Genomic DNA, 13,786 nt, shown 5'->3' on the forward strand with positions numbered 1-13,786 from the left:
GCTCAGCGCGCCGGCGCCGGCACGCCCATCGTGGCGAGGGCACGCCGCCGGCTGCCCGCGAGCAGCGGGCCGAACGCGACGGCAAATCCGAGGAACGCGACGAGCCAGCCACAGGCAGCGACGTGCAACAACGCATCGCTGTGGGCGGGCAACACCACGGCGGCGACCCGCGCCAGGGCCGCAATGATGATGGCGGCATAGATTCCCTGGACCGCCGGCGAAGCGGTCAACGCCTGTCCGGTATGGCCGAGGCTCGCGCGGGTCATCACCGCCAGCGTCATGGTTCCCGCCGCACCCGTCATCCAGGCGTGGATGCCTGCGCTCGGCGGCAGCGCGCCGAAAACCGCCAGCGCGTTCAGGATGAAGCCGAGCGGCACGAAGACGTAGCCAATATGCAGGATCACCAGCAGTCGCTCGCGAAAAGTGCGATCGCCGGCCCAGCGCGCAAGCCGTACCAGATGCAGCCCGCCGACGAGCGCCATCAGGACACCGGTGACGGCATTCAGCGGCGCCACGATCCAGGAGATGAGCGCGAGCGCGCTGCATCCGATCACTGCGCCATCGAAGCGTCCGAACGGCACCGGCAGGCGGCCGGGATTGAACTTGACCAGCCAGTTGCGAGTGAAGCTCGGAATGATGCGGCCGCCGATCAGCGAGATCAGAAGCGTGACCACACCGATGCCGACACGGATACTGACATCGGCGGCACCCTGATCATGCGCCTCGAGATGAAAAGCGACATTGCCGGCGAGCAGAACAAACACCAGCACCACCACGGGCAGGTTGCGCCAGTTGCCGCCTGCGATGATCTCGCGCGCCGCGGCGGCGACGACCAGTGCCAGGAAGGCGGCATCGACGAGAAGCGCGAATGCCCAGCCAGTGTCGGCCGACAACGTCACCGCGACACGCCCGGCAAGCCAGACCAACACCAATGCCGCCAGCGAGGTGCCCTGGATCGGCAGCCGCCCGGTCCAGTTCGGGATGGCCGTGAACAGGAACCCGGTGATCACCGCCGGCAGGAAGCCATAGAGCATCTCGTGGACGTGCCAGTCGCGCGGCGCGAACGCGGAACTCACCGACAATTCGCCATAGAACATCGGCAGCCAAGCCAGGATCGACAGCCCCGCCTGGATCGCGGCGAGCAGGAAAAAGGGCCGAAAACTATTCGCAAACAGCGGCCAGCCCTCATACTTGCGGGATCGGGTGCCAGCCATGGGGTCAACTCCAATAAATTCAGATCGTTGTCTGGAAAAATACTGCCAGTCGGCCGTTCCGTTTTGCGCTATCGCAAACATCAGGACGATTGCAGGTGCCATCACACTCCCGAGCGCCAAGGAGGCTGAATTGGCCAAGGTCGACACATCGCTGGTTGCGCATTTACCGCTGTTTGCCGGCGTCACGCCGGAAGCGCTCGACGAGATCCTGCGTGAGGCCCGTTCGGCGCGCTATCCCAAGAACAGTGCCATTTTCGAGCAGGGTGCGGATGCGCAGTCCTTCTTCCTGCTGCTGCACGGCCATGTCCGCGCGGCCAAGACCACGCCGACCGGCGAGCAGATCGTGGTCCGCTACGTCGCGCCCGGCGAAACGTTCGGGCTCGCCATGGCGATCGGTGCCGTGCAGTATCCGGCGACCGCGATCGCGGTCGACGACAGCGTGGTGCTGATCTGGCCTACCTCGGCCTGGCCGCGGCTGGTCGAGCGATTTCCCTCGCTGGCCGCCAACACGCTCCAGACCGTCGGCACGCGCCTGCAGGAGAGCCACACCCGCATCCTGGAAATGTCGACGCAGCAGGTCGAGCAGCGCATCGCGCATGCGCTGCTGCGCCTCGCCAAGCAATCCGGCAAGAAGCTCGACCACGGCATCGAGATCGACTTCCCGATCAGCCGCCAGGACATCGCCCAGATGACCGGCACCACGCTGCACACGGTCAGCCGCATCCTGAGCGGATGGGAGAGCCAGGGCCTCGTCGAGAGCGGCCGTCAGCGCATCATCCTGCGCGAACCGCACAGGATCGTCGTGCTGGCGGAGCGGAGCGCCGACAGCGGCGCGGCATGACAGCCGCACCGGGACATCTCCGCACAGGATAGGTCGAGATAGGGGTGAGGGCGCTTCCGCTTACAGCGAAAGCCGCCCCTCACCCGGGAATCCGCGCGCCCGCGCGAATTCCAGACTGCTTCACGCCGGCACGCAATCGCACAATGCGGCGAGGAATTTTTCGCGGTCGATGCCATGCTCGCGGCAGGCGTCATCCACCGTGTGGAAGGTTGCGATCGGGCAACCGACACAAGCCATCCTGAAGGCCAGAAACACCCGGATCGTGTGGGGCGCCGTGCGCATGATGTCATCGACCAGATCGTCGGATCCGAAAGACATGGACAACTCCGTTCCGACACGACGATAACGGAGGGAAGCGGAGTTTCTTTGTGGCAGCGCAAGCTGGTGCGGCTTCTCTCCCGCCGTCATTTCGGGGCGCGCCTCTTGGCGCGAGCCTGGACTGACAAGCGGAAGACTTTACACAGCCCGGCTGTGCAGCTGCTTCGCCGGATTGAGATGCGCGTCGAACGCGGCCGCGACGCTGCGGACCAGGAAGCGAGAATCCTTTGCAACTGCGAGGCGGTTGCCGTCCAGCCGCACGACGCCGTCGGAGATCAGCGGCTTCAGGCGCGATGCCGAGTCCAGCATCGCTCCTGCTTCTGCACCATGGCGCGCGCAGATATCGCCGAGGTCGGCGCTGAACTCGCACATGATGCGCTCGATGATGTCCGCGCGCAGCCGGTCGTCGTCGGTGAGCCCATAGCCCTTGGCGGTGGCGGGACGGCCGGCGGCGATGCTCTGCGCATAGGCGCCGATCTGCGCCTCGTTCTGGACGTAACCCTGCGGCAAATGCCCGATCGCGCTGGCGCCGAAACCGAGCAGGACTTCACTCTTGTCGGTGGTGTAGCCCTGAAAATTGCGCCGCAGCGTCCGTTCCTCGAAGGCCACCGCCATGGAATCGCCGGGTCGCGCGAAATGATCGAGCCCGATCTGCACGTAATCGGCCTCCTTCAATGCATTCGCGATCGCGCAGGCCTGGTCGTGGCGCGCGAGACCGTCCGGCAGCACAGCCTCGTTGATCATCTGCTGGTGCCTCTTGAAGCTTGGCACATGAGCATAACCGAACACGGAGAAGCGGTCGGGCGAGAGAGTGAGGCTGCGCCGGACGGTATCCAGACACGACGCGACGGTCTGGTGCGGCAGGCCGTAGATCAGGTCGAAATTGAGTCCCGCGATGCCGGCGCGCCGGAGCATGTCGACCACGGAAGCCGTCTGCTCGAAGCTCTGCACGCGGTTGATCGCCCGCTGCACCACGGGATCGAAGCTCTGCACACCGAGGCTGGCGCGGTTGACCCCGGAGAGCCGCATGGCATCGACCATTTCCGCGGTCAATGTGCGAGGATCGATCTCGACCGCGATCTCGGCCGAGGGCAGCACGAAAAACTTCTGGCGCATCGTCGCCATCAACTCGGCGAAAGCTTCCGGCTGCATGATCGTCGGCGTGCCGCCGCCGAAATGGATGTGCTCCACCTTGATGCGGCGGCCGATGGTTTCGGCGACCTGCGCGATCTCGTCGCGCAGCGTCCGCTGATAACCGGCGACGAGCTCGTCGCGGCGGACGATCTGGGTATGGCAGCCGCAGTACCAGCACATCTCGCGGCAGAACGGAACGTGGAGATAGAGCGAGGCGCTTGCACCCGCCGGCAGCTCTGCCAGCCACCGGGCGTAGGTGTCCGGACCGATAGCCGACGAGAAATGCGGTGCGGTGGGATAGCTCGTGTAGCGTGGCAATCGCTCTTCGCCGTAGCTCGCCGCAAGATCAGCTCTCATATCTTACCCATTCGTAAATTTCCGCCGTGTACAGAGCTCACGGCAAATCACGGAATGCACTCCATTACCTTGGATCCGAGGAGGCGACCTTGCGCTCGCGCAAAGTCGACCGGGCGTGCCCGCCGAAGATTGCGCTCGCGCAAAGCGCAGCGGCCGGTTCGGGGCCATGTTTACGGCAATTCGCACGCCATCCGGAGCTTTTGCCCATGAGGCTTCTCGCACTCGAACTGATCTTCTCCCTGCTCGACGTCCGCGGTCATATCCCGCGTTTCGACGATTTCCGCCCAGCCCCGGTCGCACCGGCCCCGGCCAGCGCCGCGCGCGCCCTGGCCGCCGCAATCACCGTCCTCGTCGTGCTGTCGCTGGCGATCTGGGCTGCGGTCCGGCTCGCTGCACATCTCTTCTAGCCGCATCTTCTCCGCGGCCCCGATCATGATCTCATCCAAGCGCGCGTTCGGTGTCACCGATCCAGCTCCCGTTGAAACACCTAGGTGCTGTTGCGGAGCTGAATCCGGCAATACCTTGTCGCAGCGCAAACACGCTTGCCGCGATCGGCGCACACTGCATCCGTCATCAAAACCTTTCCAGATGAAGGATGCTTCCGATGTTCACCCGCAGAGCCGCATTGATCAGCGCCGCCGCGACAGCCTTGATGCTGGCGACCCCCGCCTTGGCTGCCGAAGATCTCAAACTGCCGCGCCAGAAGGTCGAGCTGGTCGCTCCCCCCTTCGTGCATGCGCACGAGCAGGCGACCAAGCAAGGCCCCAAGATCATCGAGTTCACGCTCACGATCGAGGAGAAGAAGGTCGTCATCGACGAGAAGGGCACTACCTTCCAGGCGATGACCTTCAACGGCTCGATGCCAGGCCCGCTGATGGTGGTGCATGAGGGCGACTACGTCGAAACGACGCTGGTCAATCCCGCGACCAACACCATGCCGCACAACATCGACTTCCATTCCGCGACCGGCGCGCTCGGCGGCGGCGCGCTCACGCTGATCAACCCCGGCGAGCAGGTCGTGCTGCGCTGGAAGGCGACCAAGACCGGCGTGTTCGTCTATCACTGCGCCCCGGGCGGCCCGATGATCCCCTGGCACGTCGTCTCCGGCATGAACGGCGCCGTGATGGTGCTGCCGCGCGATGGCCTCAACGACGGCAAGGGTCACGCGCTGAAATACGACAAGGTGTACTATGTCGGCGAGCAGGACATGTATGTGCCGCGCGACGAGAAGGGCAATTTCAAGTCCTACGACTCGCCGGGCGAAGCCTTCACCGACACCGAAGAGGTGATGAAGAAGCTGATCCCCTCCCATGTCGTGTTCAACGGCAAGGTCGGCGCGCTCACCGGCAAGGACGCACTGACCGCAAAGGTCGGCGAGAATGTGCTGATCGTGCATTCGCAGGCCAATCGCGACAGCCGTCCGCATCTGATCGGCGGCCATGGCGACTATGTCTGGGAGACCGGCAAGTTCGGCAATGCACCCGAGGTCGGGCTCGAGACCTGGTTCATCCGCGGCGGTTCGGCGGGCGCTGCGCTGTACAAGTTCATGCAGCCCGGCATCTATGCCTACGTCACGCATAATCTGATCGAGGCCGCAGACCTCGGCGCCACCGCGCACTTCAAGGTTGAGGGCAAGTGGAACGACGATCTGATGACCCAGGTGAAGGCACCCGCGGAAATCCCGGCCGCCAACACCAACTAGACGCGACGAGGGGCCGGTCATCACCGGCCCCTCGGCCCCTTCTTCCTTCGGGGAATGACCATGCTGATCGCGTTCAAGCTCAAACTCGCACTCGCCTGCGCCGCCGGGCTCGCAGGTCCGATCGCGATGGCGCCGCTGGTCTCGGACATGGCCGTCCACGGCGCGGTGACCGAGCCTGCGATCGTCAGGGTCGCAGCGGGAAGCCTGTCCTATCGCGAGGCCGGCGATTTCACGCGCGGCGGGCAGCAGGCGGAAGCGCCGCTGCGCGCGATGCGCGTCGACCGTCCCCTGCACATCATGCGAAACCAGGTCTCGTCGTCCGACTATCAGCTTTGCGTGCAGGATGGCGCCTGCCGCGCGCTCGATCGCGACGTCGCCGTGGCTCCTGATCGCCCCGCGGTACAGGTGAGCTGGCACGATGCCGAAGCCTATGCAGGCTGGTTGTCGCGCAAGACAGGCCAGCATTACCGCTTGCCGAGCGATGCCGAATGGGCTTTTGCGGCCGGCTCCAAATTCAGGGATGATGGTGTCGCGGTCGATGCCGACGATCCTTCAAAACGCTGGATCAGCCGCTATGAACGCGAATCCGAACGTGACCTCTCCGACAGCACGGCCTATCCGTTCGGCAAGTTCGGCCCGAACGAGCACGGCGTCGAAGACCTCGCCGGCAACGTCTGGGAGTGGACCTCGACCTGCTTCGTGCGCTCGCGCGTCGACGCTTCAGGCAATGCCGGCCGCCCTACCGTGAACTGCGGCGTGCGTGTCGCCGAGGGCGCCCACCGCGCCTATGTCACCGACTTCATTCGCGACGCCCGCGCCGGCGGCTGCGCCCAGGGCGTACCGCCTGCCAATCTCGGCTTCCGCCTGGTGCGCGAGGAAACGTCATGGGTTGCAAGCGTGTCGGCACGATGGAGCAAGATGCGGGCGGCGCGGTCGTGAAGTGCGGGCGAGGCCAACTGGATGCGCCGAAATAGCCAGCAGCTAGAATAAAATCCCGATCAGCTTCTTCAAAATCTCTTCGAGCGACATCATCGTGAGCAGCAGCGGCGCTAACGGTGCGACCGTTACGGCGGCAAGTTGGAGGATCGCCTCCTTGGAAAACGGTATCACGCGCATCGTCCGCACGATCTCGTAGCTGTTGCCGAGATCGGCGAGCGACTGGATGTCGGCACTGCCGATCAGGGGCTCCTCGGCAGGCGCACCATCGCGCAGCCACTTCTGATCGAACTTTCGCACGTAACGCTCCGCGAGTGAACCATACTCGCGTTTTCCCATGCGCTTCACCCGAGCAAGTTGTGGCGAGAACACCACGAAGGGACCGAGGATCAGGCATATGAGAAAGACAAGTAGGACAACGATTTCAAGCATGAAAGAGGGCAGTGTGGCGCCCAGGTGGAGAATACGATTGCCCAGCAATCCCGCAAGCAGTGTGCCGTGCGCAACGAGGAGCGGAACAAAAGCATAGACCGTCTCGGACAGGAATCCCAAGCCGCCGACGCGATCGGGATGCGTGGGCACCAAGCTCAAATCGATGCGCGAGACCTGCCAGAGAAAGCGCATCCATATGAATATTCGAAAGTACCAACGGCAAAGCAGGAACTGGAAGATCGGCAAACTGATGTAGCCATACCAGATCCCGGCAGACGAGAGTGTAGAGCCATCGGCGACTGGGCTCGCATACCAGGTAGGTGCATCGAGCGTGAAATAGTGACGCCAGATGATCATGATGCCGGCGATGTACACAACTCCGAGAAGCAGCACCTCGGCGAGCACGGAGTTTCGCAATCGAAGCTCCGAAGCAATGATGGCCTTGAATTGCGCGAGCGCGTGCTCGGGAATCAGATTTCGCTCCAGAAATTCGGCGACCAGGAATCGCATGCGATGATGCACGACAAGCTCAGCGACGACCAGAAGAGGCATTGCCACCAGGAACCGAGTATAGACTTCGACGTCCAGCAGGAATGGCACCTTTACGCTGCTTCCGATCGCCTTGCCATCCAGCGCCGAGAGAAACAGGAGCGGCAGCCAGGTCAACGAGGAGAACACAACGATGCGTTGACGCACCAGCGTCATCGCGTCGTCAGACAGATGCGCCCGACGCAGAAGCTGGAAGAGAGGGCCGCCCAGGACGAGTGAGAACTCGTCGAAGTCCGGTACACGATCGCGGCGCATCGATTTTTGCTCGCCCAGGAAGTCTGCCAAGCAGAAATATGCGGACGACGCCCAATGCGATTGATCTAGCGCAACACTTCGAGCTCAGATGCCCTCGGACGTGCGAATTGGCATGGCAATGGCGGCGTACCTGTTGCAGAGGGCGGGCCCGCTGCGGATCCTGATCACATCGTTCGCACGAACCTGCGAAAGCCCGGTGCGCCGATGATGGCCTCGAACGCCGGATCGCGCTTCTCCTCCACAAAACCAAATCCCGCCTTGGCATAAGCGCGCTCGGCGACATCGTTGCCGATCAGGAAAGAGATCGAGGCCTGTCGAAAGCCTGCGGCTCGCCCGGCATCGAGGGCATGCGCGATCAGCGCCTGCACCAGGCCACGGCCACGATGAACGGGATCGGTCGCGACATGCTCGATCATCCACTCGCCCTCGCCGCCCTGAACCCAGCAGGCCCGCGTGTAAGCGCCGCGCCGGCGGATGGCGTCCAGGTCTGGCGCCGTGAGCCCAGTTGAGAGACCGACCTCTTCGAGCGCGCGCCAGGCCGCGGGTCCGGTGCCGGCCGCAGGCACGGCGCAAAGCGCAGCAGCAGGCTCGGCATTGATCTCGGCGACCAGGAACCGCGAAACGTGCCACATCGACACCGCGCGTGCGACGGCGACGCGCGCGACGAAATCGAGGCACTCCGCTTCGGGCCAGCCGAGCGCAACGTCGAACCAGCCGCGCGGCCGGTAGCCGCGCATCGAGTACAGGATGGTTCTTGCGATGAAAGCAGCGTCTTCGGGACGCGCTGACCGTATCGTCATGCGCGTCCCCGTTGCGAAGACCTTACGTGTTCTTCAGCGCGACGCGAAATTCGGCTTCGGTCTTGGCCTTGACCTCGTCGAGCGAGACGCCGTCGGCGAGCTCGATCAGGGCCATGCCGCCGTCGCCGTGCTTGTCGATGGTGAAGACGGCCAGATCCGTGACGACCATATCGACCACGCGCTCGCCGGTCAGCGGCAGGTTGCACTGCTTCAGGAGCTTGGAGCCGTCCTTGGCCGAATGCTCCATCACCACGACGACGCGCTTGACGCCGGCGACGAGATCCATCGCGCCGCCCATGCCCTTGACCATCTTGCCGGGGATCATCCAGTTGGCGAGGTCGCCGTTCTGAGCCACCTGCATGGCACCGAGGATCGACAGGTCCATGTGGCCGCCGCGGATCATGCCAAACGAATCCGCGCTGGAGAAATACGAGGTCGAGGGCAGCTCGCTCACGGTCTGCTTGCCGGCGTTGATGAGGTCGGCATCTTCCTCGCCCTCATAGGGGAACGGACCCATGCCGAGCATGCCGTTCTCGCTCTGCAGGCTGACATCGACCCCGTCGGGGATGTAGTTCGAGACCAGCGTCGGGATGCCGATGCCGAGATTGACGTAATAGCCGTCGCGCAGTTCCTTTGCGGCGCGTGCGGCCATCTGTTCACGGGTCCAGGCCATCAGATTTCAACTCCAGTGCCGGCGGCCGGCGCCTTGGTCGGACGCGGGCGGGTGTTGCGGAATTCGATGCGCTTTTTGGCCGTGCCGACCTCGACGATGCGCTTCACGAAGATGCCGGGCGTGTGGATATGGTCGGGATTGAGTTCGCCGGCCGGAACCAGATGCTCGACCTCGGCCACCGTGACCTTGGCGGCGGTCGCCATCATCGGGTTGAAGTTGCGCGCAGTCTTGCGATAGATGAGATTGCCGGCGGTGTCGCCCTTCCAGGCGTGCACGATGGCGAGGTCGGCGAACAGGCCGCGTTCCATCAGATACTTCTCGCCGTCGAACTCCTTCACTTCCTTGCCTTCGGCAATCAGCGTGCCGACGCCGGTCTTGGTGTAGAAGGCCGGAATGCCGGCGCCGCCGGCGCGGATGCGCTCGGCCAGCGTGCCCTGCGGATTGAATTCGAGTTCCAGCTCGCCAGCGAGGAATTGCTGGGCGAACAGCTTGTTCTCGCCGACATAGGACGAGATCATCTTCTTGATCTGCCGGGTCTCCAGGAGACGGCTGAGGCCGATGCCGTCGACGCCGGCATTGTTGGAGACGACCGTCAGGCCCTTGACGCCGGCCTCGCGGATCGCGTCCGACAGCTCCTCGGCGATGCCGCAGAGGCCAAAGCCTCCCGACATGATCATCATGTTGTCTTTCAAAATGCCTGACAGAGCCGACTTGGCGTCGGGATAGACCTTGTTCATGCAAATAACCTTCGACTGAACCTTCGGCTTGGAGGCGTCGCGCCCTATTGGCGGCGATTATTAGGCGAAATCCTCCAAAGCCGTCAATGATACGGGGTTCTCCACACCGCGCCCGGGTGATAGAAGCTGCCCACACCGTGGGCAGAACCGTCCGCGGCCTTGAAAGCGACAAGAAAACCCATCAAGTTGCGGGGGTTGGGCGTGGGCACGCAGGTTTCCCGACCCGCCCTTCTGGCTCCCACGACCAACCCGATCAGGACATGCCATTGACCATGGCCCAAGGAATGAAGCGCCTCGGGACGCCGATCGCGGCGCTGCTCGGCGTTGCGCTGATCGCCCTGATCGCGACCTCATGGCTCATCAACCGCGACGCGCTGCGCAAGGCGGTCGAAGCGCAGATCCGCGACGTCACCGGGCTCGAACTCAGTGTCGCAGGCGCGATCGACATCTCGGTGCTGCCGGCGAGCTACATTTCCTTCCGTGACGTCCGCCTCAAGGGCGGCGGCACCAGCGATCCCGCGCTCCAGGTCGACGTGCTCACCGCCAATCTGCGGCTGCTGCCGTTGCTGCTGCAACGGTTCGAGATCGCCGACCTGACATTGCTGCGGCCGCGCATCCATGTCAGCCTGAAGCCGGACGGCCAGAGCAACTGGACGCCGTTCATCCAGACCATCGCGCGCACCATGAAGCCCGGTGCCGAGAATCAGGTCTCGTTCTCCGAAATCCGGATCCAGGACGGCGTGCTCGATTACGAGGACGCCACCCACGGCACCGAGAAGTTCGAGGACATCGACCTGTCGCTGGCCTGGCCCTCGATCTCGCGATCCTTCGCTGCGACCGGACAGTTCGACTGGCGCGGCGAGCGTGTCGACGGCTCGATCAGTTTTTCCGATTTCGTCGCCGCCCTCTCCGGGGAGCGCTCGGGGTTGAAGGCGCGGATCGCCAGCGCGCCGCTCAAGCTCGCCTTCGACGGCAGCGTGGCCAACCGCACCAGCCCGATGATGGAAGGTATGCTGACGGTCGACAGCCCCTCCTTGCGAAATGCGCTGCGCTGGACCGGGCAGCCGCAGCCCGCCAGCGGCGGCTTCGGCCGCTTCGTGCTGAAAGCGCGCGCCAACGTCGTGGGCGCCTCGATCGCGCTCACCAACGTCAATGTCGAGCTCGACGGCAACGCCGCCGAGGGCGTCATGACTTACGCCAATAACGGCCGGCAGACGCTGCAGGCGACGCTTGCCGCCGACGCACTCGACTTCACACCTTATATCTCGACCTTCCGCCTGCTCGCGAGCGGCGCGCGGGACTGGAACAGGCAGCTGTTCGATCTCAACGGATTGTCGACGACCGACCTCGACATGCGCCTGTCGGCGGCAAAGCTGACGGTCGGACCGACCAAGCTCGGCCGCACTGCGATCGGCGCCAATTTGCGCAACGGCACGCTGGCGCTCTCGGTCGGCGAGGCACAGGTCTATGGCGGCATCGCCAAGGGCTCGTTCGGCATCGCGCGCTCCGACACCATCGCCGACATCAAGGCGCAATTCCAGTTCACCGACGTCGATCTCCAGGCCTGCGCCGCCGAACTTTTCGGCCTCAACAAGCTGTCCGGCCGCGGCAATATCAACGTGTCGCTCTTCGCTTCGGGATCGAGCCCGTTCGGTCTCGTGCAATCGCTCGACGGCAGCGCCACCGTCACCGGTCATGACGGCGCGATCGCGGGTTTCAATGCAGAGCAATTGCTGAAGCGCCTGGAGCGGCGGCCGCTGTCGGGCGGCGGCAATTTCCGTAACGGTTCGACGCCTTACAACAATCTCACCATCGCCGTGAAATTCTCCGATGGGGTCGCCACCGCCGAGGACATCCGTGTCGAAGGGCCGGCGGCGAAGATCACGCTCACCGGCACCGCCTCGGTGCCGACGCGCGAATACGACATGAAGGGCGTGGCGAGCCTCAACAGCACGTCGGGCTTCGAACTCCCATTCGTGGTGCAGGGCCCGTGGGACGATCCCCTGATCTTCCCCGATCCGGAAAGCCTGATCCGCCGTTCGCCGGCCTCCGCGCCGCTGCTCGACATGCTGAAGGACCGTAAGGGGGGCGACGCCGTGCGCTCCGCGATCGAACGCATCACGGGAAGCAGAAAGCGTCCCGCGCCGGCGGAAGCGCCGACGGCGGAAAATTCCAAAGAGAACGCCAAGTCCAACTGACAGGTCCAACTCAGCTGACGTGTGACCCAGGTGAGTTTCAGCTGAGGACGGCGACTCTCCGGCGCGACCATCGCGAATTGATCCGGCCGAATTGATGCGACGATTGGATCGATGCACGCGTTGAGCATCCGCTCTGGCCCGCCCCCCACGACCCAGGTCTGACAAGATGCGTTGATTGCGCTACCATCCTGCGCTAGTGTTTTATACGACCGGTTAAAAACACCGGCCGTTTGAGGGAGAAAAACGTGAAATCCAAGGTTATTGGCGCAGTATCACTGGCGGTCGCTGCGGCCGGGCTGTTTGCAGCCGCTGCACCCGCATTTGCGCAGCAGAAGACGATCACGGTCTGGTGGGGCAAGGGCTTCTATCGTTCCGAAGACGACGCGCTTCTCGAGACGATCAAGAAGTTCGAAGCCAAGACCGGCATCAAGGTCGAATTGTCGCAATACGCGATCCAGGACATGATTCCGAAGACGGTCGCCGCGCTCGATGCCGGCACCGTGCCCGATGTCGCCTATTCCGACTCTTATGACGTGCAGGCGCAGGGCAAGTGGGCCTATGAGGGCAAGCTCGAGGATCTCTCCGACGTGATGGAGCCGATCAAGGGCCGTTTCGTGCAGAACACGCTGGATGCGTCGATCCTCTACAACGACGTCACCAAGAAGAAGGCCTATTACGGCTTCCCGCTGAAGCAGCAGAGCATGCACGTCCAGATCTGGAACGACATGCTGGAGAAAGCCGGCTTCAAGCAGGCCGATATCCCGAACGACTGGGCCGGCTACTGGACGTTCTGGTGCGACAAGGTGCAGCCCGGGATCCGCAAGGCGACCGGACAGCGCGTTTACGCCGTCGGCCAGCCGATGGGCGTGGAATCCACCGACGCGTTCCAGTCGTTCTACACCTTCATGGACGCCTACCACGTCAAGCTGGTCGACGATGACGGCAAGCTCACGGTCGACGATCCCAAGGTTCGCGAGAACCTGATCCACGCGCTGAAGGACTATACCGACACCTACATCAAGGGCTGCACGCCGCCCTCCTCCACGACCTGGAAGGATCCCGACAACAACGTCGCCTTCCACAACAAGACGATCGTGATGACCCACAACTTCACGATCTCCATCGCGGCGAAGTGGTACGAAGACTCGCAGAATCAGGCTCTCACACCCGAGCAGCGCGAGGCCGGCAAGAAGGCCTATGAGCAGGACATCATCACGGCATCCTTCCCCAAGGCGCCCGATGGTTCGACCATCAAGTACCGCTCCGACGTCAAGACCGGACTGGTTTTCACCGCCGCCAAGAACAAGGCCGAGGCCAAGCAGTTCATCAGCTTCCTGCTCCAGGAAGAGAACGTCCGTCCCTATATCGAGGGCGCGCTCGGCCGCTGGTTCCCGGTGACGAAGGAAAGTCAGGAAAGCCCGTTCTGGCAGGCTGACAAGCACCGCAAGGCCGTCTATGCGCAGTTCAAGGGCGGCACCGCGGCGTTCGACTTCACCAAGAACTGGAAGTTCACGATTCTCAACAACGAGAACGTGTGGGCGAAGGCGATGAACCGCGTCGTCAGCGAGAAGGTTCCCGTCGACAAGGCCGTCGACGAACTGATCGCCCGCATCAAGCAGGTCGCGGGTTAAATCATCCTC

13 protein-coding genes are annotated in these 13,786 nt (G+C 63.6%); 6 read left to right on the forward strand and 7 right to left on the reverse strand.

What is annotated here, in order from left to right:
- Positions 1 to 2: 2 nt before the first annotated feature.
- Positions 3 to 1,214 (reverse strand): NnrS family protein, encoded by a 1,212-nt coding sequence (locus tag CIT39_RS28570; RefSeq protein WP_094976920.1) that lies wholly within the window; start codon positions 1,212 to 1,214, stop codon positions 3 to 5.
- Between the two features lie 130 nt (positions 1,215 to 1,344).
- Between CIT39_RS28570 and CIT39_RS28575 the strand changes: the two genes are divergently transcribed.
- The gene (locus tag CIT39_RS28575) at positions 1,345 to 2,055 is read left to right on the forward strand and encodes a Crp/Fnr family transcriptional regulator (protein ID WP_094976919.1); all 711 of its coding nucleotides are present in this window, start codon (positions 1,345 to 1,347) and stop codon (positions 2,053 to 2,055) included.
- A gap of 120 nt (positions 2,056 to 2,175) precedes the next feature.
- On the opposite strand, the gene CIT39_RS28580 is transcribed toward CIT39_RS28575, so the two are convergent.
- The gene (locus tag CIT39_RS28580; RefSeq protein ID WP_028140266.1) at positions 2,176 to 2,373 is read right to left on the reverse strand and encodes a DUF1858 domain-containing protein; all 198 of its coding nucleotides are present in this window, start codon (positions 2,371 to 2,373) and stop codon (positions 2,176 to 2,178) included.
- A gap of 138 nt (positions 2,374 to 2,511) precedes the next feature.
- A complete protein-coding gene (gene hemN / locus CIT39_RS28585; protein WP_094976918.1) occupies positions 2,512 to 3,864 on the reverse strand; it encodes an oxygen-independent coproporphyrinogen III oxidase in 1,353 nt (450 codons plus the stop codon).
- Positions 3,865 to 4,070: 206 nt separating this feature from the next.
- Here hemN and CIT39_RS28590 point away from each other — a divergent pair, with 206 nt between their 5' ends.
- The 3 genes from CIT39_RS28590 (at position 4,071) to CIT39_RS28600 (ending at position 6,505) form a co-directional block, all read left to right on the forward strand.
- Positions 4,071 to 4,271, forward strand: coding sequence for a hypothetical protein (locus CIT39_RS28590; protein WP_094976917.1), 201 nt, complete (start codon positions 4,071 to 4,073; stop codon positions 4,269 to 4,271).
- Between the two features lie 197 nt (positions 4,272 to 4,468).
- Positions 4,469 to 5,566, forward strand: coding sequence for a copper-containing nitrite reductase (gene nirK / locus CIT39_RS28595; RefSeq protein WP_162308734.1), 1,098 nt, complete (start codon positions 4,469 to 4,471; stop codon positions 5,564 to 5,566).
- Positions 5,567 to 5,626: 60 nt separating this feature from the next.
- Complete coding sequence (locus CIT39_RS28600) at positions 5,627 to 6,505, forward strand: SUMF1/EgtB/PvdO family nonheme iron enzyme (RefSeq protein WP_094977090.1); 879 nt, start codon at positions 5,627 to 5,629, stop codon at positions 6,503 to 6,505.
- Positions 6,506 to 6,547: 42 nt separating this feature from the next.
- Here CIT39_RS28600 and CIT39_RS28605 read toward each other — a convergent pair whose 3' ends face one another.
- From CIT39_RS28605 to CIT39_RS28620, 4 genes are all read right to left on the reverse strand, one after another.
- The gene (locus CIT39_RS28605; RefSeq protein WP_202975544.1) at positions 6,548 to 7,768 is read right to left on the reverse strand and encodes a hypothetical protein; all 1,221 of its coding nucleotides are present in this window, start codon (positions 7,766 to 7,768) and stop codon (positions 6,548 to 6,550) included.
- 134 nt (positions 7,769 to 7,902) lie between these two features.
- The gene (locus tag CIT39_RS28610) at positions 7,903 to 8,538 is read right to left on the reverse strand and encodes a GNAT family N-acetyltransferase (RefSeq protein ID WP_094976914.1); all 636 of its coding nucleotides are present in this window, start codon (positions 8,536 to 8,538) and stop codon (positions 7,903 to 7,905) included.
- A gap of 22 nt (positions 8,539 to 8,560) precedes the next feature.
- Positions 8,561 to 9,211: a CoA transferase subunit B gene (locus CIT39_RS28615; protein WP_094976913.1), complete on the reverse strand. Its 651-nt coding sequence runs from the start codon at positions 9,209 to 9,211 to the stop codon at positions 8,561 to 8,563.
- On the reverse strand, positions 9,211 to 9,948 hold the full coding sequence (locus CIT39_RS28620; RefSeq protein ID WP_094976912.1) for a CoA transferase subunit A: 738 nt from the start codon (positions 9,946 to 9,948) through the stop codon (positions 9,211 to 9,213). Before CIT39_RS28620 ends, CIT39_RS28615 begins: the two co-directional genes overlap by 1 nt.
- A 272-nt stretch (positions 9,949 to 10,220) precedes the next feature.
- Here CIT39_RS28620 and CIT39_RS28625 point away from each other — a divergent pair, with 272 nt between their 5' ends.
- Positions 10,221 to 12,146, forward strand: coding sequence for an AsmA family protein (locus CIT39_RS28625; RefSeq protein ID WP_162308735.1), 1,926 nt, complete (start codon positions 10,221 to 10,223; stop codon positions 12,144 to 12,146).
- A gap of 245 nt (positions 12,147 to 12,391) precedes the next feature.
- Positions 12,392 to 13,777 (forward strand): ABC transporter substrate-binding protein, encoded by a 1,386-nt coding sequence (locus tag CIT39_RS28630; protein ID WP_094976910.1) that lies wholly within the window; start codon positions 12,392 to 12,394, stop codon positions 13,775 to 13,777.
- Positions 13,778 to 13,786 lie beyond the last annotated feature (9 nt).

Origin of the sequence: Bradyrhizobium symbiodeficiens (assembly GCF_002266465.3) — a bacterium.
GTDB classification, from domain to species: domain Bacteria; phylum Pseudomonadota; class Alphaproteobacteria; order Rhizobiales; family Xanthobacteraceae; genus Bradyrhizobium; species Bradyrhizobium symbiodeficiens.